Below are 22,898 nucleotides of genomic sequence, written 5' to 3'. Positions count from 1 at the left end.
CAGGTGACTAATTGCGGCGTAGCCAGGTCGAGAACCGGCCCCGGGGCTTCGGTACTTCGCCGCGGTCCACGAGCCAGGCGCCGAAAGCGTCGGCGTAGGCCCGCGCGCGGATCGCGTCGGTCTTCGGATGGCTGGTCGCGTACTCGCGGAACAGCGCGGCGAACCGGTCGCCGAGGGCCTCGGCGAGGTCCGGACGGAGGTAGGCGGCGAGCCTGCTTTGCTTGTTCCGCAGGACGTTCGCCTCGATACGGAGCCTGTCCGCGTCGAAGCCCGCCGGGGCGTCGCCTCCCGCGAGGAGCGCCTTGAGCAGCTCCGCCTGCTGGGCGGCGAGCCGCTCCCGGGGCGACGTCACGGCGAGACCGCTTCTCGCAACGCGGCCAGCTCGGCCGCCAGTTCCGTGTCGGACGGGTAGTCGTCGTCGCGTTCCAGCAGGACACCCGGTGGCTCGGTGCGGCGGCGCAGTTCGCGCAGCAGATCCAGTACCGCCGGGACGACGGGATGGGCGTGCGTGTCGTGGTAGACGCCGTCGCGTTCGACACCGCCGGCCATATGCGTGTACGCCAGCCGTTCCCACGGGATCTCGTCGAGGAACCGTTCGGGATCGGTACCGAGGTTGCGGGCGTTGGCGTACAGGTTGGCGACGTCGATGATCAGCAGGCAGCCGGTCCGGTCAGTGAGCTCCCGCAGGAACTCCGACTCGGTGAACTCCGCGTCCGGCCAGTCCAGCACCGCCGCGATGTTCTCCAGCGCGAACGGGACCTCCACGATGGACTGCGTCAGTTTGACGTTGTCCACCAGGACATCCAGCGCTTCCCGGGTGCGGGGGAGCGGCATCAGATGACCCGAGTCGAGCCCGCCCGCGCGCACGAAGCACACGTGGTCGCTGGCCATCGGCGCGCCGAGCGCGCGGGTGACCTCCGCGAGATGCTCGACGCGCGCGGTGTCCAGCGGCTCGGCCCCGCCCAGCGAGAGCGAGACCGCGTGCGGCAGGACCGGCATTCCCTTGTCGCGCAACGCGACCAGGGTTTCGGGAAGGTGCCCGGCGTGCAGGTTCTCGGCGACGACCTCGACCCAGTCGACGCCGGGCAGCCGCGCGATCGACAGGTCCAGCTCGTGCCGCCAGCCGATGCCGATCCCGAGCCTGCCCGGCGCGTCAGCCACCACAGCCGCCGCCTCCGCAGGAACTCCCGCCTCCGCTGCTGCACGAGCTTCCTCCGCCGGTGCTGCACGTGGAGCCGCCGCCGGACGAACCGCCGCCGAAACCCCCGGGGACCGGAGGCGGGATCAGGGCCGCGCTCAGTTCCTCGTCCGGGTAGTAGGCGAGGCCGCCGAACGCGACCGCCGCCGCGGCGCCACCCAGCAAGGCGCCGCCGGCCGCACCGGCGTAACCCGGTCCGTTCGGGATGCCGCGTTTGCGCTCCCGGCCATGGACGGACCTGGCCCGGTGGAGGATCCGGCCGCCTTCGCTGGTCGGCCGCGGGCCCGACCGCTTGTTCTTGACCGCCCGGGCGATCAGCGTCGCGAAAACGGCCGCGATCAGCAGCGGGATGAGGAAACCGACGGGGCGGTCACCGGAGATCCCGGCGACCAGGCGGACGACGCCGAGTACGAGCACGGCGAGGTACAGGAAGAACACGACCTGGCGGATCCGGGGCGACCGGTCCGCGACGACGAGTCCCCGCTCCTCCAGTCCTTTGGCGAGCGCCTGCATCGGCCCCGACATCCGCAGCCGGTCGCGGATGCCGCGGGTCGTGGCGTTGTAGCCCGGCCGCGCGCCCTTGGCGACGGCCTTCTCGATCGGGTCGGCGGGCAGGGAGCCGGTGAGCTGGAGCTGCTTCGAGCTGCTGACCCGCAACGTCCCGCGGTCGACCAGCGCCGCGATGGCCGTGTCGACCACGCGGTCCGGGCCGCCGGCGAGATACGCGAGTTCGTACACCGTCGGTTCCGGTCCGCTCACGGTGGCGCGCGGGACCTTGGCGCCGAGCTTGGCCGCGACCGTCCACACGAGACCGACGACCAGCGGGAACACCAGCAGGGCGCCATAGATCACCAGGAACGCAGGGCCGGGGATGCCCCAGGTGTCTTCCATCGCACGGGCCTTTCACGAGCAGGTGCACTTACCGTAGTCGGACGCTTTTCCGCCCGGTCGTGGTTCCGTGATTCGACCATCCGGAGCGGGTCTCCACGACGGCAGTTGGGCCGTCAGTGGCCGCCGGTCCCGCAGGTGCTCGAACCGGGACCGTCACCCCAGCCGAAGGTGCGGGTGTCCTTGGCGGGCCGCCCGCCATAGCGGCTCAGGATGGCGGCGACCTGGCGATCGGGATACGCGGCGAAGCCGCCGATGGCCACCGCGCCCGCCGCACCCGAAACGAGGCTTCGATCCGACTCCGCCTCGGCCAGCACCGCGCGGCCCGCGGCCGTCGTCCGGCCCTCGTGATCGGTCCGGCCGAGCCGGAGGGAGACGATCAGCAAGGCCAGTGCCACGACGAGGAGCACGGTCAGGACCACGGTGCCGTCGGTGGCGATCCACCGGACCGTCCCGACCCCCAGAAGGACGGCGTAGACGGCGGCGGCGATCCTCCACGTGAGCCGTCGGCGTCCTTCGGCGACGACCAGGCCCCGGCGGCCCAACTCGGCCCACAGCGCTCGCATCGCCGGGCCGTGGCTCATCCTCTTCCGCAACTCGTGGTCGGGGAAGGCCGACAGGTGACCGGCGAGCTCCAGCCCCAGTGGGTCGACCGGAACCAGGGGAGTGCGGTAGATCCTGCCCGAACCACCGAGCCGGGCCTGGTCCCGTTCGAGCATCGAGGCGACCACCGTTTCGGTGACCCGCGAGGCGCCACCCGCCAAGGCCGCCACATGCCGCACGCTCGGCAACCCGTCGCCGTCGTGAAAGCCGCGCCGGAGCCGAAGCACATGAAGCGCCGCCACCGTGACGGGAAGCGCGATCGCCGGTGCGTGGAGCCACCCGAAGTCAGCCACCGCACCCACCTCCGCCTCCTCCGCAGGAAGAACCGCTCGCGCAGCCGCTTCCCCCGCTCGACGAACCCGCCGACCCCTTGGCGGTGGCGTCGCCGCTCCTGACCAGCATGTCCGCCATGACCGGATCGGGATACGCCGCCAAGCCGCCGAGCGCCACCGCGCCCGCCACTCCGGGGAGCAGAGCAGGATTCCGCCGGGCCGCGCCGAGGACGCGCAGACCGGCCGCGGTTGGCAGGACTGCGCGGCTCGGCCGCAGGAGAAGGACGGTCCCGGCGATGGCCGCGACCACCGCGAGGAGGAGACCCGCCAGCACCCCGGCCGGGCGACCCAGCGGGAGGGCGTTGGCGAACCTCGCCAGCCCGAGCGCGAGCACGGGGAGGTAGACGATCAAGGCCACCAGCCACCCGGTGCGACGGCGGCGTTCGTCCACTTGCAGGCCGCTCAGCTGAAGTTCGTTGCGCACTTCCTGGACGGCGGCGCTCCGGCTCAGCAGCTTCTTCAACCGGTAGAGCCCGCCGGCACCCGCTCGCGGAACGAGTTCGGCGGCGGCGCGCGTGAGCGGATCCCCCGATGCGGCGCGGAGGACCGTGACGCGCCCTCGGCTGTCCAGCCGTATCTGCTCACCGGCGACCATGGTGGCCACCACGACATCGGCGACCCGTTCGGTGCCACCGTCCAGCGCGGCGAGGTGGTAGGGGCCCGGCGGCGTCCACTCGTCGGCGGCACGACGCCGCAGCGACTGGGCCCACAGTCCGGCGAAGAGGAACGGCAGCACGACGAGGCAGCCGTACAGCCACGCGAAAGCCGGTCCCGAGATCCCCCATGGTTCGTTCATACGACACCGCCCTCCCTGACGTTGTTCACCATGAACGCGTCGGGGAGGGCGGTGGTTCGCTTCGGTTGGTTACGACTCGGGAACGAGCTTCAGCGAGATCGAGTTGATGCAGTACCGCTGATCCGTCGGCGTGGCGTAGCCCTCGCCTTCGAAGACGTGCCCGAGGTGGCTGTGGCACGACTTGCACAGCACCTCGATCCGGCGCATCCCCATGGTGGTGTCCTCACGGAGGAGGACGGCGTCGGTGTCGGCCGGGTCGTAGAACGACGGCCAGCCACAGTGGCTTTCGAATTTCGTGTCGCTGCGGAACAGCTCGGCGCCACAGGCTCGGCACTGGTAGACACCGGTGGTCTTCTCGTCGGTGTACTCACCGGTGAAGGGGCGCTCGGTGCCCGCCTGGCGGAGCACGGCGTACTCGTCGGGGCTGAGCTGTTCCCGCCATTCCTGCTCGGACTTGACCACGCGGGGCGTGGCTCCGACAACGGGTTTCATGCCTTTCACCGGTTCCACGTTACCCCGCGAGCCACGCGATGGCCCGGCCGATGATGTCCCATGCGGTGACCATCACGCCGAGCACGATGAGGATCACGACGAGTGCCGAAATCCACCAGCGCAGACCGCCGATCCGGTTGCTGGAGTCGGCGAAATCGGAGACACCGTCGAGGCAGGCTTCCACGGTGAAATTCGGGCCGCAGCGTTCGATGCGGTCCAGATGCTCGGCGAAGGCACGGGCTTCGGGATCGTACGGGTCGAGGCCTACCAGATCCTCCTGGAAGCGAGGATTCTGGCCAGGTCCGAAAGGTCCGCTATCGGCCATACCGGCAACAGTAAGCCACGAGCGGCGATTGGCCTACCACCAGCGAGGCGGGTCTCACCACCGCCACGCTGCGTCAGTTGCCGAGTACTCGCGTGTCGGCGTCGATGAGGTACTGGCCGCCGACCTGGACCACACGCAGCGCCGGCCGCGGGCCGCCGTTGATCGTGATGTTCATGTCGATCGACCCGTCGGGGTTACCGCCGCCGCTGTCGGCTCGTGCCTTCTCCGAGCCGGTGACCTTGTGCGCGGCCCAGTAGTCGGCGAAAGCCTGTTCTGAGCCGTAGACGGCCTTCGCGGCGTCCGTGAGCTTGTTCCAGCTCTCGGACGTGCCGATCTTGCCGGTATCGAAGAAGTCCAGGAGGAAGGAGCCCACGCTCGAGTAGCTCGTGACCTTCTCGCTGGGGGTCTTCCCCAGGCCCGCCGGCGAGGGGCGCGACGAGGACGGCGCACTCGACTTGGGCGAAGAGACACTGGTCTTCGGGTTCGCCCCGGCGTTGTTGCCACCCTGGTTGTCGGTCCCGTTGCCCGAATTGAGGACCAGGAACACGATCACGGCGACCACCACGACGGCGGCACCGGCGCCCGCGAACAGGACGGCCTTGCGTTTGGCGTCGGCGGGCTTGGCCGGGGACGGCCGCATCGGGGCGGCCGCGGACGGCGGCGGGCTCATCGCGGCGACCGGACGCGGCGGCGTGTTCGGCGGGGCGGACGGCGAGCGCATCGGGATGAAGGCGGCCGTCGGCGTGTGGGTCTTGGCCGGAGCCGGGGGAGCGCCCGCGGCGGACTCGGCGGGCTTGTCGGTCCGCTGCCACGGCGGCCGCTCTCCGCCGGGGATGCCGTGCCCCGGGGTGTCGGGCACGGCGGGCTGTCTACCGCCGCCCGCTCCGAAAAGCCGCGGCGACGCGGCCATGCCCGCGCCGGATTCGTTCGCCGCCAGCGCGGCGAGACGTTCCCTGGCCTCGGCCATGGTCGGACGCTCGGTGGGCTCGGTGCGCAGGAGGCTCATCAGCAGCGCCGTCGCGGGGCCCGCCTGCTGCGGCGGGTTGATCTGGCCATTCGCGGCCGCGTACAGCAGCGCCAGCTGGTTCGAGCTGTTCCCGTACGGGGTCTGGCCCTCGATCGCCTGGTAGAGCGTCGCGCCGAGAGCGAAGACGTCAGAGCTGGGCACCGGGTCGGAGCCGCGCGCCAGCTCGGGCGCGAGATACGCCGGGGTGCCGCCGATCAGGCCGGTCTGGGTGAGCGTCATGTCGCCGGCGGCCCGGGAGATGCCGAAGTCGGTGATCTTCGCGGTCCCGGCCTCGTCGATCAGGATGTTGCCCGGTTTGACGTCGCGGTGCACGATCCCGGCGCGGTGCGCGGCCACCAGCGCCGACGCGACCTGCTCGCCGATCTTCGCGACGCGCCCGAGCGGCAGCGTGCCTTCTTCGGAGATGATCGCCGAGAGACTCGGGCCGTTCAGGTACTCCATCACCAGGCAGGGATCGCCGCCGTGCTCGGCGATGTCGAACACCACGATCGCGTTCGGATGCTGGAACCGGGCCGCGTTCTTCGCCTCGCGCATGGCGCGCTGGCGCATGTTGTCGCGTTCGGCCTCGGAGACACCCGGCTGCGGGAGGATCTGCTTGACCGCCACCGAGCGCTCGAGGCGGACATCGATGGCACGCCAGACCACCCCCATGGCACCGCTACCAATTTGCTCGACCAGGCGGTAGTGCCCAGCGATCAGCTGACCGGTGTCGATGGCGACTGCTCCTGACACATTCTTTGACGAACACATCCCGGGTGATGGTGGCGTTACGCGACCTGACAGGTCCCGCGCACCCGATCGAGTGTAGCGGGCGGCGGTTTCGGCTCCCCGTCAGCTCGCCGGTGCGGAGGCGGGCAATTCTTCCTCATCGCTCGGTTCGGGTACCGGCCGGGCTTCGCGCCGGAAGACCTTGAGGAGCCCGATGGCCCCCGCCGCGGCGAACACGGCGTAACAGATCAGCAGGGCGGGCGGTGTTTCCCCGGTCAGCGCGTCGCCGAGGACGACGACCGCGATCGTCCCCGGCAGGCTGCCGAGCGCGGTTCCGAGCAGATACGGGGCGAAACGGACCGATGACACTCCGCACAGGTAACTGAACGGAGCGAACGGCACCATCGGGATCAGCCGTAAGGAGGTGATCGCCAGGACCCCGCCGTCGGAAAGCCGGTCGTTGACCGCACGGACCTTCGCCCGGTGCAGGTGCCGGGTGACCAGATCGCGGCCGAGTGCCCTCGAAAGAGCGAACGAGAGCGCCGACGCGACCGTGGTCGCCAGGATGCCGACGACGATGCCCGTCGTGGCGCCGAGCAGCAGCCCGCCCGCCAGGTTGAACACGGTGCGCGGGATCGGTGCCACGGTCAGGACCGAATAGACCAGGAAGAACACGAGTGGGGTGGCCGGGCCGGTCTCGGCCGCCCAGGCCCGCAGCCCGGCCGGACCCGGGATCGGCAACAGGACCGCGGCCGTCACGAAGACGGCGAGCACGGTGAGCGCGAGGATCAATTTGGTTCGGCCGGACACCGCCTCAACCGTACCGTGTCCGCTGTGATCGACACCGAGGCGCTGCGGACGCAGCCCGAACTCACCGGCGAGCTCGTCGTGCTCACGCAGCTCGACGAAACCTACTTCGAGACCGCGTGGAAGGCTCTGCAGGAGCCCGAAACCATCCGGCTGACCGGGACGCACACCCGGTTCGCCCCCAAGCAGATCCGGACCTGGCTCGCCGGGCGGAGGGGCCTCGACGATCGCGCGGACTACGCGATCGTGCGCACGGAGGATCGTGCGCACGTGGGCGATCTCGCACTCACCGACGTCGACAAGGACAACCGCTCCGCGTCGTTCCGCATCGCGCTGAACGGGCCGGAGTTCTTCGGCGTGGGCTACGGCACCGAGGCGACCAGGCTGCTGCTGGACTACGCGTTCGACGTCGTCGGCCTGCATCGCGTCTCGCTGGAGGTCTTCGACTACAACCCTCGGGCCCAGCGTGCTTACGAGAAAGCCGGGTTCGTCCGTGAGGGGCTCCAGCGGGAAGCGCTGTGGTGGGACGGCGAATGGCATGACGTCGTCACGATGGCAATCCTGAAGACCGATCCCCGGCCCTGATCGGCGATACGGTGTCCGCATGCCCAAGAACGGTGAGCCGATCGAGGTCGAGGCGGGCGGGCGCAAGGTCCGCGTGTCCAGCCCGGACAAGGTGTACTTCCCGGCCCGGGGGATCACGAAGCGCCAGGTCGTGGAGCACTACGTCGCGGTCGGAGAGCCTCTGCTGCGCGCGATCGGGGAGCGGCCCACGACGCTGAAGCGCTACGTCGACGGCGTCGAGGGCGAGTGGTTCTACGCCAAGCGCGTGCCGAAGGGCGCCCCGGAGTGGGTGGAGACCGCGAAGATCACCTTCCCGTCCGGCCGGACGGCCGAAGAGGTCTGCCCGACCGAGCCCGCCGTGTTCGCCTGGGCGGCGAACCTGGGCACCTTCGACTTCCACCCCTGGCCGGTGCGGCGGCCCGACGTCGACCATCCCGACGAACTCCGCATCGACGTGGACCCGCCGGACGAGGCGGGCTTCGCCGACGCGGTCGAGGTCGCGGGCGTGGTGCGCGAGGTCCTCGACTCGGCTGGTCTGGTCGGGTACCCGAAGACCTCGGGCGGCCGCGGCGTGCACGTCCTGGTGCGGATCCGGCCGGAGTGGGACTTCATCGACGTCCGGCACGCGGTGATCGCGCTGGGCCGTGAGGTCGAGCGCCGGATCCCGGACAAGGCGACCATCGCGTGGTGGAAGGAAGAACGCGGCGGCCGGGTCTTCATCGACTACAACCAGGCCGCCCGCGACCGCACGGTGGCGTCGTCCTGGTCGGTCCGTGGCACCGCACGGGCGACGGTGTCGACGCCGCTGACCTGGGATCTGCTGACCGAGGTCGATCCGGACGACTTCGACGTCCTCACCGCGGGCGCCTTCTACGCCGAGCGTGGCGACCTGCACGCGCCGATGGACGAGCAGGCGTTCGGCATCGAGACGTTGCTGGAGTGGTACGCGCGGGACGAGCGTGATCACGGCGTCGGCGAGATGCCGTACCCGCCGGACTACCCGAAGATGCCCGGCGAGCCGAAGCGCGTCCAGCCGAGCAAGGCGCGGGACGACACGTAGCACGCGTCAAGTGACGACGCGTGCGGTATCGGTGACCAATTCGCGCCTTCCTTCGTTTTGCTCCCGGAGTGATTGCGCTTTCATGTCGATCCAGAAACCAGTCACCGTGACGCGGTGGATCGATACGAGACTGTGTGACGCGTGGGACTCAGCCGTAACGCAGGTCTTCCTGCCAGCGACATTTCCCTCCGAACACTAGGCTGGGGGAGACGAAGGAGTACCCGTGGACGACCTGATCGCCTTTCTCGCCGCGCGTGTGGGGCAACGCCAGGCGTTGATCATGCAGGCGGTCAAGAAAACCGAGATCAACGAATCGCTCACTCGCGGTGAGACCAAGGTCGTCATCGAAAAGAAGATCCGTTCGCTCAACGACCTCGAACTCGACACGGTCAATCAGATGATCAACGAGATCGAGGCGACCCGGCGGCTCCTGCAGGTGCACCGCACCACGGTCTCGGAGAAGGTGCCCGGATTCCCCTTGTACGGCAACGAGTACTGGTGCGAGACCTGCCATGTGCCCGCCGACGAGGCCGGGACGAACTGGTGCCTGACCCTGCGGTTGCTGGCCCTGCCGCACGCCGACCACCCGGACTACAGCGAGCGCTGGCGCCCCTGAGCGGGGAATGCCCGCCCGGTCCGGGCGCGTTGACCCGAAGGTGATCACGCTTTCGGTACTGGACCGGTCCCCGACCCGCCGCGGCGGCGACGCGCCCCGCGCCCTGCGGGACACGGTCGCCTTCGCGCGGGACATCGAAGCGCTCGGTTATCACCGGTTCTGGGTCTCCGAACACCACAGCGTGCCCGGCGTCGCCGGTTCGGCGCCGACGGTGCTGGCGGCCGCCATCGCTTCGGCGACCGAACGGATCCGGGTCGGCACGGGCGGCGTGATGCTGCCGAACCACCGGCCGCTCGTGGTCGCGGAACAGTTCGGTGTACTCGAATCGCTCTTCCCCGGCCGGATCGACATGGGGCTGGGGCGTTCGGTCGGGTTCACCGGCGGGGTCCGGCAGGCGCTCGGGCACGACAAGGACGACGCCGATCGCTTCGGTGACCAGGTTCGCGAGCTGCTGGGCTTCCTCGCGGGCGATCAGACGACGTATCCGGGTGTGCACGCCATCCCCGCGGAAGGCCTGAGCGTGCCCACGTTCCTGCTGGCCACCGGCGCCGGGGCGCGGCTGGCCGCGGAACTGGGGCTGCCGCTGGTGATCGCGCCGGTCCGGGGTGAGGGACCGATGCTCGAAGCCATCGAGGGGTACCGCTCCGGGTTCCGCTCGTCCGCGCGGGCGCCGCGGCCGTACGTCGTGGTGTCCACGGCGATCGCGGTCGCCGAGACGGCCGAACGGGCACGGCGGTTGCTGATCCCCGAAGCGTGGTCGACGGTCTACTCGCGGACGCACGGCGTCTTCCCGCCGTTGGCACCGGTGGAAGAGATCCTCGCCGGTCCGCTGTCGGACCGCGACCGGGAGCGGCTGGACCGGGCGCTCGACGGTCAGCTCGCCGGCACCCCGGACGAGATCGGCGACCGGCTGGCCGAGCTCGCCGCCACGACCGGAGCCGACGAGATCCTGGTGACCACCAGCACTTTCGACCAGATGGAGCGGCTGGATTCCTATCGCGCGCTGGCCGAGGTCGCCGGGCTTCGGAGCCTGGCCGCGGCGTCGTGAGTTTTGCTAGGGTCACGGCCATGACTGCCGGGTCGGCCTCGTGCCGTGAGCGGACGGGTTCCCCGGCCTCCGCTTGAGCTCCGCGTGGGCCCGCGGCCCACCTTCTCCCGTATGTGTCCTGAGCTGTGGACCATGCATGGAGAGGAGGTGAATCGCATGTCTCCCACCGAAAACTGGCGGGCTTTCGTCACCGCGCACGCCGATGGCGGCGTTCTGGACGGCGTCGTCACGCGGGTGCTCCCGTTCGGCGCGTTCGTCGAAGTGGCCCCCGGGATGGAAGGGCTGTTGCCGACCGTCGGCGGAACCGGCCCGCTCGCCGCCGGGGCGGCCGTCGTGGTACGGCTGGACAAGCTGGACGTCCAGAACCGGCGGTTCAGCCTGATCCTGGCCTGATCCGGCGCGTTTCGCCCTCTCGAAGCGGGCAGGGAAACCCTAGAGGCGCAACAGAAGCTGGGTGAGGATGCGTTGCGCGGGGTCGTCGAGATCGATCCCGCACACCTCGCCGGCGCGGCGCACCCGGTAGCGGACCGTGTTCGGGTGGATGTTCAGCTCGCGCGCCGCCTTCCGGACGTCGCCGAACGCGTCGAGATAGGCGAGCACGGCGGGCACCAGGATGCCGCCGTGCTCGGCGTCGTGGGCGACCAGTTCGGTCAGCCGAGGATCGCGGATCCTCGGCTGCTCGCCGAGGAACGCGAGCACCTCCGAGAGCAGGACCTCGGCCCGGACGTCGGCCAGCGAGGCGACCTCCGCGGTCCCGTGCCCGCGCGCCATCGTCGCCAGGACACGGTCCGCGTCGCCACGCGAGGCCGCCGCGTCCGAGAGGCTGGGGACCACACCGCCCAGCGCCGCGCGCACCCGGACGTCGAGATGTCGTCGCGCGGTACCGGCGATTTCCTTGGCCAGCGTCAGGATCCGCGGTTCGGCGTGCTCGGGGAGGTCGGGAAGGAGCGCGTAGACCCGGCCGCCGATCACGCTCACCAGCGCGCTCCGCCGGTACGCGGCGGTGTGCACGGTGATCAGGTGCACCAGCTCCGCGCGCCGGAGCTGCCGGTCGGTCGCGGCCCGGTCGCGGGGGAGCGAGAACGCCAGCACCATGGCCGGTTTCCCGGGATCCGCGCCGATGTCGTCGGCGACGGACTCGGCGTCGAGTCGGCCGTCGAGCAGCCCCGCCAGCAGATCCTCGCGCAAGCGGAGTTCTGGGCTGGGCAGCGTCCGGTGCCGGATCAGCTGCGGCGCGAGCGCGCGGCTGGCGCCGAGCAGGGCGACCTCCGCGCTTTCGGTGAGCGGATGCGCGCCCTCCTGGACCCAGATCGTGCCCAGCGGCTGCGATCCGGCGTGGATCCCGGCCGCGATCCGCCGCCGGATGCCGAGATCGGGCCGTTCGTCGATGCGGACGATGCCTTCACCGGCGCGAAGACGCTGGTAAACGCCCCATTCGCGCAGCATCGCGAGATAGCGTTCCGGGCCTTCGCGGCCGAGGATGGAAAGCCTGCGCAGCTCGTCCACCTCGTCGCCCGCCCGCGAATAGGCCAGCACGCGGCTCGCGGTGTCCTCGATGCTGACCAGGCCGCCGGTCAGGGTCGCGATGGTCTGCGCTAGTGAGAACAGATCGCCAAGGACCTCGCCGCTGTCCGCCTCGCCACCTGCGCGAGCGGCGTCGACGACGCCCCTGGCCAGGGCTTCGACCTGTTCCCAGCGCGCTTCGTGGCCGACTTCGATCAGCGCGATCCCCGCGTCGGCCGCGACGTTCACGACGGCCATGCCGTTCTTGACCGCGACGGCGGCCGCGCCGGACCGCGCCGCCGCCCGGATCGCACCCGCGGCGGAGCGTCCGCGAGCGCCGATCACCAGGACGAGGTCACCCGGATGGGCGTCGGGCGGATCCTCCGGATCGTGGATGACGACCTCCTCCACGCCGACACCGAGCCCGCCCGGGGCCGCGAGCACCCTGACCAGCGGTTCCCCAAGGGTGGCGAGGACATGCCGCAGGGAAGCGCCAGGGGCCGTCTGAGTGGTCAGGGAGGACACTGTGATCACCGGTTAAGCCGATCGGACAAGATGGTCACCCTGATTCTAGCCAGTCGAACAAGCCGTCGGGGAGCCGTCAGGGCTACCGTTCGGGGTGAGACCTCTACCCGGCGAAGTGCAGTCAGGAGCAGTCAGTGGACGCCGTGACCCAGACCCCCGCCCCGAAGAACGAGCCGGTGCTGAACTACGCACCGGGCAGCGCTGAGCGCGCTGAACTCGAGGGCGCGCTCAAGTTGCTGGGCAACGCCGACCCCATCGACATCACCGCGACGATCGGTGGTGAGCAGCGCAAGGGCGGCGGCGAGAAGATCGAGGTCGTCCAGCCGCACAACCACAAGGCCGTGCTGGGCGTCATCCACAGCGCGACCGCGCAGGACACCCGCGACGCGATCGCCGCGGCCAAGGCCGCCGCCCCGGGCTGGCGCGCGCTGTCCTTCGACGACCGCGCCGCGATCATCCTGCGTGCCGCCGACCTGCTGGCCGGCCCGTGGCGCGCCAAGCTGAACGCCGCCACCATGCTCGGCCAGTCGAAGACCGCGTTCCAGGCCGAGATCGACTCCGCCTGCGAGCTGATCGACTTCTGGCGTTTCAACGTCGCCTTCGGCCGTCAGATCCTCGCCGAGCAGCCGGTCAGCTCGCCCGGTATCTGGAACCGGATGGAGCACCGCCCGCTCGAGGGCTTCGTGTACGCCATCACCCCGTTCAACTTCACCGCGATCTCCGGCAACCTGCCGACCGCGCCCGCGCTGATGGGCAACGTCGTGCTGTGGAAGCCGTCGCCGACGCAGAGCTACGCCGCGCACATGCTGATGCGGCTGCTCGAAGAGGCGGGCATGCCGCCGGGCGTCATCAACCTGCTTCCGGGCGACGGCAAGGCCGTTTCCGAGGTCGCCCTGACCCACCGCGACCTGGCCGGGATCCACTTCACCGGTTCCACCGCGACCTTCCAGCACCTGTGGGCCACCGTCGGCGCCAACATCTCCGGCTACCGCACGTACCCGCGGCTGGTCGGCGAGACCGGCGGCAAGGACTTCGTGCTCGCGCACGCCTCCGCCGACGTCGACATCCTGCGCACCGCGCTGATCCGCGGCGCCTTCGAGTACCAGGGCCAGAAGTGCTCGGCCGCGTCCCGCGCCTACGTCCCGCGTTCGCTCTGGGCGAGCCTGAAGGACGAGCTGGTCTCCGAGACCGAGGCCATCACCTACGGCGACGTCAACGACCTGAGCAACTTCGGTGGTGCCGTGATCGACCGCCGCGCCTTCGACAAGCACGCCGCCGTGCTGAAGAACGCGGCCGAGGACCCCGAAATCGAGGTCATCGCCGGTGGTACCGCCGATGACAGCGTCGGCTACTTCGTGCGCCCGACGATCCTGGTGTCGGACAACCCGGAGCACGAGATCTTCCGCACCGAGTACTTCGGCCCGATCCTCGCGCTGCACGTCTACGACGACAGCACCGACGCGGGCTTCGACAACGTCTTGAAGCTGGTCGACGAGACCGCCGACTACGCGCTCACCGGCGCGGTCATCGCGAACGACCGCACGGCCGTCGCGAAGGCGTCCGAGGCGCTGCGCTTCGCCGCCGGCAACTTCTACGTCAACGACAAGCCGACCGGTGCGGTCGTCGGCCAGCAGCCCTTCGGCGGCGGCCGCGCGTCCGGCACCAACGACAAGGCCGGTTCGGTGTTCAACCTGCTCCGCTGGACGAGCCCGCGCTCGGTCAAGGAGACCTTCGTTCCGCCCACCAGCGTCCGTTACCCCCACCAGGGCTGAGTTCTCCAGGAGTCCGTGATGTTGCGTGCCCCGTTGCTCGCCGCCGCTCGATCCCAGCGGATGCGCAAGCTGGTCGAGGTCGTCCCCGCCACCCGATCGGTGGTCAGCCGGTTCGTCGCCGGTTCGAAGACGCCCGACGCCGCCCGGGTGGTCCGTGAACTGGCCGACCAGGGCCTCCGGGTCACCCTCGACCACCTCGGCGAGGACACCACCGATGCCGAGCAGGCCGCGACCACGGTCCGCGCCTACGAGGAACTGCTGACCGCGCTGGCGGCCGACGGCCTCGCGTTCGGCGCGGACGTCTCGGTGAAGCTGTCCGCCGTCGGGCAGTTCCTGCCTGCCGACGGCGAGAAGGTCGCGCTGGAGAACGCCCGCAAGATCTGCGCGGCGGCCGAAGCGGTCGGCGCCACGGTGACCCTCGACATGGAGGACCACACCACCACCGACTCGACGCTGGGCATCCTGCGGGAACTGCGCACCGAGTACCCGTGGGTCGGTGCGGTGCTGCAGGCCTACCTGCGGCGCACCGAGCAGGACTGCCGCGATCTGGCGACCGAAGGTTCCCGCGTCCGGTTGTGCAAGGGCGCGTACGCCGAACCCGAGGAGGTCGCGTTCCAGGACAAGTCCGAAGTGGACAGGTCCTACGTGCGCTGCCTGAAGATCCTCATGCAGGGCAAGGGTTATCCGATGGTCGCCTCGCACGACCCGCGGATGATCGCGATCGCCGAGAAGCTCGCGGCCGACGCGGGCCGCAAGGCGGACGACCACGAATTCCAGATGCTGTACGGGATCCGTCCCGAAGAGCAGCGCCGGATCGCGGGCGACGGCAAGACGATGCGCGTCTACGTCCCCTACGGCGACGAATGGTACGGCTATTTCATGCGCAGGCTGGCGGAACGCCCGGCGAACCTGGCGTTCTTCCTGCGCGGACTCGCCACCCGGGGCTGACCCGGTCCCCGGTGGCACTGGTCCGCTGAACGACGAAGGGCCCTTTCCGGCGAAACCCGCAGGGAAGGGCCCCTTCTCCATGCTCGTCAGGCCTCCTTGGCCGCCTCTTCCTTGAGCTTGTCCATGTCGATGTCGCGCGCCTGCTGGATGAGGTCTTCCAGCGTCTTCTCCGGGAGCGCGCCCGGCTGTGCGTAGATGACCGTCTTGTCGCGGATCACCGCGAGCGTGGGGATCGAACGCACGTCGAAGGCCGCGGCCAGCTGCTGCTCGGCCTCGGTGTCGACGCTCGCGAAGACGATGTCGTCGTGGTTGCCCGACACCTTCTCGTAGGTCGGTGCGAACTGGCGGCACGGCATGCACCAGCCCGCCCAGAAGTCGATGATCACGAAGTCGTTCTCCGACACGACCTGATCGAAGTTGGCGGCGGTCAGCTCCACAGTGCTCATGCCCGCCGTAACGAATCGGGCGGGACGCGCATTCCCGCGAGGGCGCGTAGCGTCTCGGATGGAGCAACCCACGTTTCGCAGGAGGCGCAGATGGCCGACGGGGACATCCTCAACCGGATCGACGAGCTGGTCAGCGAGGAGCACGAGCTCCGTTCACGGGCGATCGGCACGGGGCTGAGCTCGGACGACCGGTCCCGGCTCGCGAGTGTGGAGCAGCAGCTGGACCAGTGCTGGGACCTGCTGCGGCAGCGGCGGGCACGGGTGGAGTTCGACGAGGATCCGGACCAGGCTTCGGCGCGGCCGATCTCCGAAGTGGAGTCTTACCGGCAGTAGCGGTTTTCGGGCCGGGGACGGCGGCGTGGGGTTGCGAAAGCCACTTTCGCAACCTTGAACGTTGCGAAAGTGGCTTTCGCACCGTGCCGTGGCGTCTTACCGGCAGGAGGCCGATTCGCTCACGTGAGTGATCAGGCCGGGCAGAGGGTCCCGTCGACGGGCACCTTTCCGTCGATCAGGAAGGCCCGCGTCGCGTCCGCGACACACGGCGAGAGGCTCAGGGCGCCGTGCCCGGCGCCCTGCCAGGTGATCGTCACCGCGCTCGGCATCTGGTCGGCCGCCCGGCCAGTGCCCTGCTCCGGCGTGACCGGGTCGGTCGCGGTGCCCGCGACGAGCATCGGCGGGGCGCCCGGCGCTCCCGCGGGCGGAAGCGGTTCCCGGCGCACGGGCCACGGGCTGCACCAGGCCAGCTGCTGTGCGGCGAAGACACCGAACTGCGGATACTTGTCGCGCAAGGTCGTGGTCGCGCGCGTGAGTTCCTCGGCCGAGAGCCGGGTCGCGCTGTCGTTGCATTTGGTCGCGAGCGTGCCGTCCAGCCGCGACGGCCGCGCCTTGGTGTCCTTCAGCACCGGCTCGGCGAACGCGGCCAGCGGCGTGACGTCGCCGGTCTGCGCGGCCTTGAGCGCCTCGGCGAGTTCCACCCAGCGCGAGCGCTGCGCGAGCCCGGAGTAGACGGCGTACAGCGCGATCCCCGGAGTGATCTCCTCGCCGTCGGTGGTCGTCGCGGACGCCGACCGGAGCCGGTCGGCGACGGCGGTCACGGCCGCGCGCGCGTCGCCGATCGGGCAGCCCCTCGCGATGCAGTCGGCGCCGAACGCGTCGAGGGTCGCCTGCGCGCTCGCGGCGACGGATTCCTGGGTGGCGGTCGCGTCGGGGGCGGGGTCGGGCAGCCCGTCGAGCATGACCCGGCCGACCTGGGCCGGGAACCGCACGGCGTATTCGGCGAGGACCTTCGAGCCGTCGCCGTGGCCCAGCGCGTGCAGCTTGTCCAGCCCCAGTTGCTCCCGGAGCTCTTCGAGGTCGCCCGCTGCCCGCCAGCTGTCCATCGCGACCTGCGCGTCGTCCAGTTCGATGGCGCACTGCTGACCCGCCCGGCGTGCCGCGTCGACGACGCCTTCGAGGTCGGCGGCGGCCGGATCGGCGCCGAGCAGATCGGTGCGGATCTCGGCGGGGATGCACTGCACCGGCATGGACGTCCCCGTCCCGCGCCGGTCCACGCCGATCAGCGAGAACTTCTGCAGGAACTCGGGCGGCAGCGTCGCGGCCAGCCGCGCGGCGTACAGCGACCCCGGCTCACCGTCGACGTCGTTGACCACGACGAGCGGGATCGGCCCGCCCCCGGTCTTGACCACCGAAAGCCGTGAGAGCCCGCGACCGGGCAGGTCCGGCGCGTCGAGGGTGGTGGGCACCCTGGCACAGGAGAACTTCAGCGTGTCCGGCACGGACGGCTGCCCCAGCCGTTGGCGGGTCGCTTCGTCGCAGTCCTCCCATTTGATCGACGGCGACCGCGGCTCGGTGAGCGGCGGCAGCGGTACCTGCTGCGCCGCCGCCGGACCGCCGGGGTTCGGCTTACCGTCGTTGTCGATCACCGCCGGCCGCACCGACGGCCCGGCCGTGCAGCCCGCGAGCACGGCCGTCACCACGGTGGTCGTCAGGAACAGCCGTGGCGTGCGGCGGGCGGTGCTCACGGGCTGGTCCTCACTTCCAAGGCATGACAAAGCTCGGGACAGAGCTTCGCAGGTCGGATGTCAGGACACGGTTAGCGGGTGCGTTTCACCTCGCCGCGGAACACCGCGTCCAGGTCGTAGCGGGCGATCTCCTCCAGCTGGGCATAGGTGCAGGAGGACGGCTCGCGGTCGGGGCGCCAGCGTTTGAACTGCGCGGTGTGCCGGAACCGCGACGGATACCCGGCCTCCGTGTGCTCGTAGCCGACCTCGACCACCTTTTCCAGCTTCAGCGGCACCCAGGGGGCTTCCTTGGCCTTCCACCGGGTGATCCCGCCGGGGATCCGCTGGTTCTCGCGCACGTTGTCACCCAGCCAGGGGTGATCGGTCCCGTCGGTGATCAGCGGCGCCAGCTCCTCGGCCAGCTCACGCCGCCGGGTGACCGGGAACGAACCGACGACGCCGGGATGGTGCAAGACGCCGTCCTCGTCGTAGAGCCCGAGCAGGAACGAGCCGACCAGCTCGCCCGGTTCGCCGTCGACGTGCCAGCGCAGCCCGGCGAGCACGCAGTCGGCGGTGCGCGAGTGCTTGTACTTCAGCAGCACACGTTTGCCGGGTGTGTACGGCTCGTCGAGCGGCTTGCCGATGACGCCGTCGAGCCCCGCGCCCTCGAACAGTTCGAACCAGTGCCGTGCGATCGCCGGATCCGAAGTGGCCGGAGTCAGATGGAGGCCGTCGGAGGCCAGTTTTTCCAGCCGCTCCCGCCGCTTCGAGGTCGGTTCGTCCAGAAAGGACTCGTCGCCCAGCGCCAGCAGGTCGAACGCGACGAACTCCGCCGGGGTCTGCTCCGCCAGCAGCTTGATGCGGCTTTCGGCCGGGTGGACCCGGTCGGTGAGCGCGTCGAAGTCCAGCTTGCCGTCCCGGGCGACCACCAGTTCGCCGTCCAGCACGATCCGCTCCGGCAGTGCCGCCTTCAAGCGCTCGACGACCTCGGGGAAGTACCGGTTGAGCGGCTTCTCCGACCGCGACTGCAAGGTCAGCTCGTCGCCGTCGCGGAACACCAGGCAGCGGTACCCGTCCCATTTCGGCTCGAACAGCAGGTCGCCGGAATCGGGGATCGCCTTCGCCGGTTTGGCGAGCATCGGTTTGACCGGCGGAGTCAGGGGAAGCGACATGACGGCCATTCTTGCCGCACCGAGCCGGTCAGCGCACCCGCTGCGGTGCTGCCGTGTCGAGTTCGATCCGGACGGCCGTCGGCAGGACGTCCACCCCGAGCGACTCCCGCGCGCGGGCCAGCACCGTGCGGTCGAGCTGCTCCCAGACCCGTTTCAGGTCGGTGCCCTCGACGAGCCAGAGCGTGATCCGCAGCGCCGGGTTCTCCTTGTCGCCGACCGCGCGGACCCGGGCGCGCCCGACCCCGTCGACCGTCTCCGCGTCGGCGCGGACGGCCTCGGAGATGGCCGAGGCGGTCACCACGAGATCGTCGTCGAGTTCGAGATCCGGCCGGCCTTCCGGGCGCAGCGACCGGAAGAACCACCACAGTCCCAGCCACAGCAGGAGCACGCCGAGCACGATCGCGCCGATCCGGGAGGCGAGCGCGTGCCGTGACAGCCAGTCGAGGGCGATCGGGTCGACGAGCGGCCGTCCGGCGCGGTGCGTGCCGAGCCAGCCCGCGCCGACCACGAGCGCCGCCGCGCCGCCGAGCAGCGCGACGAGTCCGATGAGGACGGTCAGGGTCCGTTCCGTGCCGGTGGACCGGCCCAGTGCCTTGGCGGAGACCGAACGGGTCATCGGCGGTCCTTCGGGGAGTCGACGACGACCGAGACCTTCGGCCGCCGCAGCAACGGGACGTCTTCGAGCAGACCGGAGACCGTCGCCAGCAGCCGCGGACGCAGCTCGCCTTCGGTTTCCAGCCTGCTCGTCGCGCGGACACGGATCTTCTTGGCGGTGGCCGTGACCTTCGCGCCCGCGACGTTGTCCTGCGCGCGCACGGTCACCCCGACCAGCCTCGCCAGGGAACGCGGCGACGTGGTCACGCTGACCTCGTTCGCCGGATCGGTCAGCCGGATGGCGCGCCGCCCGGCCGAGGCCGCCGCCAGGATCAGCAGCAGCCCCACGACCACGACGGCGATGGCGAGATACCGGACGAGGGGGGCGTTCCAGGTCTGTTCCGCGAGCCTGTCGCGCCAGTCGTCCCAGGGGAGGAACAGCGGGCCTCGCCCCGGCCGCCACCAGCCCCAGCCGACCTCCAGCGCCAGCAGGACCCCGGCGGCGGCCAGCGCCAGCCCGATCAGGGCCGACACCAGGCGGACGATCAAACGCATACCGGTTGCTCCTTCTAGCGGACGCGGGGCGCGATGTCGGGCAGGAGCGCGGAGACCGTCACCGAGATGTCCCGGACCTGGTACGAGGTGATCCGCTCGACCTCCTCGGTGACCTTGGCGCGCAGGTCGCCGACGATCCGCCGCACCGGCGCCGGATAGTTCAGCGCCACGTCGAGCACGAGATCGACGTCGTTGCCCTCACCGCCGACCTTCGCGCTCGCGCCGTGTGTCCCGAGCCCGAGCCCGGCGATCCGCCGCTCGGCGCGCGTGGTCCCGTCGACCTGGTCCGCGGCGTGCTGCGCGATCTTGCGGACCACGGACGGCGCGATGGTGAGGGTGCCGCGATCCTCCGGCTCGGGCGGGACGGTCATTTGTCGCGGCCCCGGCCGAACAGGTCGCCGAGGTCGAGTTCGCCGTCGAGCACGCGGCCGAGGACGAGGCCGATGACGCCGACGGCCAGCGTCACCAGGAACGCGGTGAAGCCCTGGGTCGCGGCGAGCCCGAGGATGAGGCCGGCGAGCAGGCCGGTCTGGGTCCCGTTCATCACTCGACCCGCGAGGTCTCGGTCTCGCCGCCGTTCTCGTCGGGCAGGTGGATGTCGTTGACCGCGATGTTGACCTCGATCACCTCGAGGCCGGTGATCTGCTCGACCTGGCCGATCACGTTGCGGCGCACCGCCCGCGCGACGTCGACGATGCGGGCGCCGTACTCGACGACCACGTCGAGGTCGATGGCCGCCTGCTTCTCGCCGACCTCGACCGACACCCCGGACGTGGTGACCGTGCCGGAACCGGGGATGCGCTCGCGGATCGCGCCGAAGGCACGGGACACCCCGCCGCCCAGCGCGTGGATCCCGGTCACCTCGCGGGTGGCGAGACCCGCCACCTTCTGCACCACCACCGACGAGATCGTGGTCTTGCCGGCGGCTCCTTCCTCGTTGAGGGACGCCCCCGCCACGGGGGTGTCGGGCCTGCTCGCGCTCGGCTGCGCCATGAAGTTCGCTCCTTCTCGGCCGGTGCCGCGCGACCTGCGCGCGCGGCGCTCCCTACGCTCTCACCGACCAGGACCCGCGCGCATGCCGAGCCGTCACGCGATGTCCCCCGGATGGGGTAATCAGTTCCGGGACATCGACGCCTTGCCGCCGATCAGTCCGGATGCACGTCGACGACGTGGACGTTGACCGCGGGCGGGGCGGAGCCGAGCTGACCGGTCAGTGCCGCGCTGACCCGGTGGCGCAGCAGGTCCGCGACGGCCGCTTCGACGCCGAACCGGATCGTCACCAGCACCTGGAGCACGTCCTCTTCGAGCGCGACGGCCGCGACGTGCACCCCGCCGAGTTCGCGGCCGATCTCGGCGGCGAGGCTCCTGGTCATCAGCACCAGCGCCCGCTCCGAAACCTGGGTCTTGCCGCCCGACGAGGGCAGGTCGAGCGGGGCGGTGGTGTGCCTGCCGCGGACACCGCCGACCGAGCGGAGCACCCGTTCGACGAGTCCCGGCGGCGTCGGCACCGGACGGCTCGCGGCGGCGCGCACCTGCTGCCACCGGGGGTCGTCGCGCGGATCCTCGCTCATCACCGTTCCCCGGGTCGGAAGTTGTCGCCGAGTTTCGCCAGCAGCGCCACCCTCGCGCGGTGCAGCCGGGCACGCAGAGCGGGCACGCTGACTTCGAGCACCTCGGCCACCTCGTCGTAGGTCAACCCTTCGAATTCTCGCAGAATCAGCGGGATCCGCTGGCCGACGTCCAGTTCGGCGATCGCGCGCAGCACCGTGCCGACCTGCTCGGCGCTCACCACGTGCCCCTCCGGACCAGGCACGACGCCCGCGTCGCCTTCGTCGAGCGGCACGGTCGGTTTCCGGCGCCGGACCACGCCGAGCGCGCCGTTCGTCGTCACCCGGTAGAGCCAGGTCGACACCGCGGACTCGAACCGGAAAGCGGGCAGCGCCCGCCACGCGGAGAGCCAGGCCTCCTGGACGACGTCCTCGGCCTCGGACGAGCTGCCGGTGATCCGCAGCGCCACCCGGTACATCCTGGCCGTGTGCCGCCGGACCAAGGTGTCGAACGCACCGTGGTCCCCGGCGGCGGCCCTGGCCACCAGTTCCTCGTCGGGAACCGGCGCGGCCTCGCTCACCCGCCCTCCCGTCGGCGATAGCGCAGCATGGTGAAGCCGTCTTCGACGAGCACGGACGCGAGATCCATCCGGCGCGGTTCCGGGGCAGGACGGCCGCGGACGATCCGGCTCTCGCCCGCTCCCGCCAGCAGCGGGGCGACGGTGAGGCACAGCTGGTCGACGAGGCCGGCGGCGATCAGGTCGGCGAACAGCGCCGGCCCGCCCTCGCAGTCGACACGGCGCAGGCCGCGCTCGTCCAGCAATGCGAGCGCCCGGTGGAGGTCGACGTCGGTCGTCCCCGCGACGAGGACGTCGGCGCCCGCGCGCTCCAGCTCGGCGCGCGGCGCCTGCTCGGTGGTGATGACGATCGGCGGGACCTTGGTGTCGGTGAACAACGGGCCCTCGGGGTCGAGTTCACCGGAACGGGTCACCACCGCGATCGGCGGGACCTCGGACCGGCCGAGCGCGACCCGGCGGGCCGCGCGTTCGGGAGTGACCCGTGCGCCGCGGTAGCCCTCGGCGCGCGCCGTGCCGGCACCGACCAGGATCACGTCGGAGAGCAGCCGGCCCAGCACGAAGATCCGCTTGTCGGCGGGGTGCGAAAGGCCCTCGGACAACTCGTCGACCGCCGCCGCGCCGTCCGCGGAGCTGACGAAGTTGACCTGGACCCAGGGACGGTTCAGGTCTTCGGGATACCCGTAGAGCCGCTCGAGGTCGGTGTCGGAGACGGGTTCCGCCGGTGTCGTTGGCCACAGAAGCTGCACACCGACATCCCAACACGCGCCCGAGGGCACCGCTGAGCGGGGGATACG

29 protein-coding genes are annotated in these 22,898 nt (G+C 70.7%); 8 read left to right on the top strand and 21 right to left on the bottom strand.

All coding sequences use genetic code 11. The features are described 5' to 3' along the window. Positions 1–7 precede the first annotated feature (7 nt). The 9 genes from CVV72_RS16010 to CVV72_RS15970 form a co-directional block, all read right to left on the bottom strand. A complete protein-coding gene (locus tag CVV72_RS16010) occupies positions 8–352 on the bottom strand; it encodes a hypothetical protein (protein ID WP_219153161.1) in 345 nt (114 codons plus the stop codon). Then, positions 349–1,164 (bottom strand): DUF692 domain-containing protein, encoded by an 816-nt coding sequence (locus CVV72_RS16005; RefSeq protein ID WP_219153160.1) that lies wholly within the window; start codon positions 1,162–1,164, stop codon positions 349–351. The genes CVV72_RS16010 and CVV72_RS16005 overlap by 4 nt, the downstream gene beginning before the upstream one ends. Further along, complete coding sequence (locus CVV72_RS16000) at positions 1,154–2,089, bottom strand: TIGR04222 domain-containing membrane protein (RefSeq protein WP_219153159.1); 936 nt, start codon at positions 2,087–2,089, stop codon at positions 1,154–1,156. Before CVV72_RS16000 ends, CVV72_RS16005 begins: the two co-directional genes overlap by 11 nt. A 113-nt stretch (positions 2,090–2,202) precedes the next feature. Further along, complete coding sequence (locus CVV72_RS15995) at positions 2,203–2,982, bottom strand: TIGR04222 domain-containing membrane protein (protein WP_219153158.1); 780 nt, start codon at positions 2,980–2,982, stop codon at positions 2,203–2,205. Next, positions 2,975–3,817 (bottom strand): TIGR04222 domain-containing membrane protein, encoded by an 843-nt coding sequence (locus tag CVV72_RS15990; protein WP_219153157.1) that lies wholly within the window; start codon positions 3,815–3,817, stop codon positions 2,975–2,977. Before CVV72_RS15990 ends, CVV72_RS15995 begins: the two co-directional genes overlap by 8 nt. A gap of 69 nt (positions 3,818–3,886) precedes the next feature. Further along, a complete protein-coding gene (gene msrB / locus CVV72_RS15985) occupies positions 3,887–4,309 on the bottom strand; it encodes a peptide-methionine (R)-S-oxide reductase MsrB (protein WP_034318341.1) in 423 nt (140 codons plus the stop codon). Positions 4,310–4,328: 19 nt separating this feature from the next. Beyond that, positions 4,329–4,634, bottom strand: a complete 306-nt coding sequence (locus tag CVV72_RS15980; protein WP_034318111.1) for a hypothetical protein — start codon at positions 4,632–4,634, stop codon at positions 4,329–4,331. A gap of 73 nt (positions 4,635–4,707) precedes the next feature. Continuing rightward, positions 4,708–6,312 (bottom strand): serine/threonine-protein kinase, encoded by a 1,605-nt coding sequence (locus CVV72_RS15975; protein ID WP_255632780.1) that lies wholly within the window; start codon positions 6,310–6,312, stop codon positions 4,708–4,710. Positions 6,313–6,492: 180 nt separating this feature from the next. Continuing rightward, positions 6,493–7,179, bottom strand: coding sequence for a TVP38/TMEM64 family protein (locus CVV72_RS15970; RefSeq protein ID WP_219153155.1), 687 nt, complete (start codon positions 7,177–7,179; stop codon positions 6,493–6,495). 24 nt (positions 7,180–7,203) lie between these two features. Between CVV72_RS15970 and CVV72_RS15965 the strand changes: the two genes are divergently transcribed. The 5 genes from CVV72_RS15965 (at position 7,204) to CVV72_RS15945 (ending at position 10,857) form a co-directional block, all read left to right on the top strand. After that, complete coding sequence (locus CVV72_RS15965; RefSeq protein ID WP_219153154.1) at positions 7,204–7,761, top strand: GNAT family N-acetyltransferase; 558 nt, start codon at positions 7,204–7,206, stop codon at positions 7,759–7,761. A gap of 19 nt (positions 7,762–7,780) precedes the next feature. Then, the gene (locus CVV72_RS15960) at positions 7,781–8,800 is read left to right on the top strand and encodes a DNA polymerase domain-containing protein (RefSeq protein ID WP_219153153.1); all 1,020 of its coding nucleotides are present in this window, start codon (positions 7,781–7,783) and stop codon (positions 8,798–8,800) included. A 223-nt stretch (positions 8,801–9,023) separates the two neighbouring features. Then, positions 9,024–9,416, top strand: a complete 393-nt coding sequence (locus tag CVV72_RS15955) for a DUF6221 family protein (protein WP_219153152.1) — start codon at positions 9,024–9,026, stop codon at positions 9,414–9,416. Positions 9,417–9,423: 7 nt separating this feature from the next. Then, positions 9,424–10,464: an LLM class flavin-dependent oxidoreductase gene (locus CVV72_RS15950; protein WP_219153151.1), complete on the top strand. Its 1,041-nt coding sequence runs from the start codon at positions 9,424–9,426 to the stop codon at positions 10,462–10,464. A 156-nt stretch (positions 10,465–10,620) separates the two neighbouring features. Further along, a complete protein-coding gene (locus CVV72_RS15945) occupies positions 10,621–10,857 on the top strand; it encodes a S1 RNA-binding domain-containing protein (protein ID WP_034318126.1) in 237 nt (78 codons plus the stop codon). A gap of 39 nt (positions 10,858–10,896) precedes the next feature. On the opposite strand, the gene CVV72_RS15940 is transcribed toward CVV72_RS15945, so the two are convergent. Next, positions 10,897–12,501: a CdaR family transcriptional regulator gene (locus CVV72_RS15940; protein ID WP_255632709.1), complete on the bottom strand. Its 1,605-nt coding sequence runs from the start codon at positions 12,499–12,501 to the stop codon at positions 10,897–10,899. 125 nt (positions 12,502–12,626) lie between these two features. Between CVV72_RS15940 and pruA the strand changes: the two genes are divergently transcribed. Both pruA and CVV72_RS15930 read left to right on the top strand, forming a co-directional pair. Continuing rightward, complete coding sequence (gene pruA / locus CVV72_RS15935; protein ID WP_219153150.1) at positions 12,627–14,264, top strand: L-glutamate gamma-semialdehyde dehydrogenase; 1,638 nt, start codon at positions 12,627–12,629, stop codon at positions 14,262–14,264. Between the two features lie 18 nt (positions 14,265–14,282). Continuing rightward, positions 14,283–15,212, top strand: a complete 930-nt coding sequence (locus CVV72_RS15930; RefSeq protein WP_219153149.1) for a proline dehydrogenase family protein — start codon at positions 14,283–14,285, stop codon at positions 15,210–15,212. 86 nt (positions 15,213–15,298) lie between these two features. Here the strand turns inward: CVV72_RS15930 and CVV72_RS15925 are convergent, their stop codons facing one another. Then, entirely contained in the window at positions 15,299–15,658 is a 360-nt protein-coding gene (locus tag CVV72_RS15925; RefSeq protein WP_126731607.1) for a co-chaperone YbbN, read from the bottom strand. Positions 15,659–15,748: 90 nt separating this feature from the next. On the opposite strand from CVV72_RS15925, the gene CVV72_RS15920 reads away from it, so the two are divergent. Next, positions 15,749–15,991, top strand: coding sequence for a DUF2630 family protein (locus tag CVV72_RS15920; RefSeq protein WP_219153148.1), 243 nt, complete (start codon positions 15,749–15,751; stop codon positions 15,989–15,991). Between the two features lie 131 nt (positions 15,992–16,122). On the opposite strand, the gene CVV72_RS15915 is transcribed toward CVV72_RS15920, so the two are convergent. The 10 genes from CVV72_RS15915 to CVV72_RS15870 form a co-directional block, all read right to left on the bottom strand. Continuing rightward, entirely contained in the window at positions 16,123–17,679 is a 1,557-nt protein-coding gene (locus CVV72_RS15915) for an alpha/beta hydrolase (RefSeq protein ID WP_219153147.1), read from the bottom strand. A gap of 71 nt (positions 17,680–17,750) precedes the next feature. Continuing rightward, positions 17,751–18,830: an ATP-dependent DNA ligase gene (locus CVV72_RS15910; protein ID WP_219153146.1), complete on the bottom strand. Its 1,080-nt coding sequence runs from the start codon at positions 18,828–18,830 to the stop codon at positions 17,751–17,753. Positions 18,831–18,858: 28 nt separating this feature from the next. Next, positions 18,859–19,446 carry an alkaline shock response membrane anchor protein AmaP gene (gene amaP, locus CVV72_RS15905; protein ID WP_219153145.1) on the bottom strand — a complete coding sequence of 196 codons (588 nt, stop codon included), beginning with the start codon at positions 19,444–19,446 and terminating at the stop codon, positions 18,859–18,861. Beyond that, entirely contained in the window at positions 19,443–19,979 is a 537-nt protein-coding gene (locus tag CVV72_RS15900) for a DUF6286 domain-containing protein (RefSeq protein ID WP_219153144.1), read from the bottom strand. Before CVV72_RS15900 ends, amaP begins: the two co-directional genes overlap by 4 nt. Positions 19,980–19,993: 14 nt before the next feature. Then, on the bottom strand, positions 19,994–20,350 hold the full coding sequence (locus CVV72_RS15895; RefSeq protein WP_219153143.1) for an Asp23/Gls24 family envelope stress response protein: 357 nt from the start codon (positions 20,348–20,350) through the stop codon (positions 19,994–19,996). Further along, positions 20,347–20,523 (bottom strand): hypothetical protein, encoded by a 177-nt coding sequence (locus CVV72_RS15890; RefSeq protein WP_005157087.1) that lies wholly within the window; start codon positions 20,521–20,523, stop codon positions 20,347–20,349. The genes CVV72_RS15895 and CVV72_RS15890 overlap by 4 nt, the downstream gene beginning before the upstream one ends. Continuing rightward, the gene (locus CVV72_RS15885; RefSeq protein ID WP_034318147.1) at positions 20,523–20,972 is read right to left on the bottom strand and encodes an Asp23/Gls24 family envelope stress response protein; all 450 of its coding nucleotides are present in this window, start codon (positions 20,970–20,972) and stop codon (positions 20,523–20,525) included. The genes CVV72_RS15890 and CVV72_RS15885 overlap by 1 nt, the downstream gene beginning before the upstream one ends. 152 nt (positions 20,973–21,124) lie before the next feature. Next, positions 21,125–21,550 (bottom strand): hypothetical protein, encoded by a 426-nt coding sequence (locus CVV72_RS15880; protein ID WP_219153142.1) that lies wholly within the window; start codon positions 21,548–21,550, stop codon positions 21,125–21,127. Next, on the bottom strand, positions 21,550–22,107 hold the full coding sequence (locus tag CVV72_RS15875; RefSeq protein WP_219153141.1) for an RNA polymerase sigma factor: 558 nt from the start codon (positions 22,105–22,107) through the stop codon (positions 21,550–21,552). Before CVV72_RS15875 ends, CVV72_RS15880 begins: the two co-directional genes overlap by 1 nt. After that, positions 22,104–22,850: a pyrimidine reductase family protein gene (locus tag CVV72_RS15870; RefSeq protein ID WP_219153140.1), complete on the bottom strand. Its 747-nt coding sequence runs from the start codon at positions 22,848–22,850 to the stop codon at positions 22,104–22,106. The genes CVV72_RS15875 and CVV72_RS15870 overlap by 4 nt, the downstream gene beginning before the upstream one ends. Positions 22,851–22,898 lie beyond the last annotated feature (48 nt).

It is taken from the genome of Amycolatopsis sp. TNS106, from assembly GCF_019330265.1.
Lineage (GTDB): Bacteria > Actinomycetota > Actinomycetes > Mycobacteriales > Pseudonocardiaceae > Amycolatopsis > Amycolatopsis lurida.
Note: the sequence above shows the minus strand (reverse complement) of the source record. Positions and strands in the feature narration are given on the sequence as shown.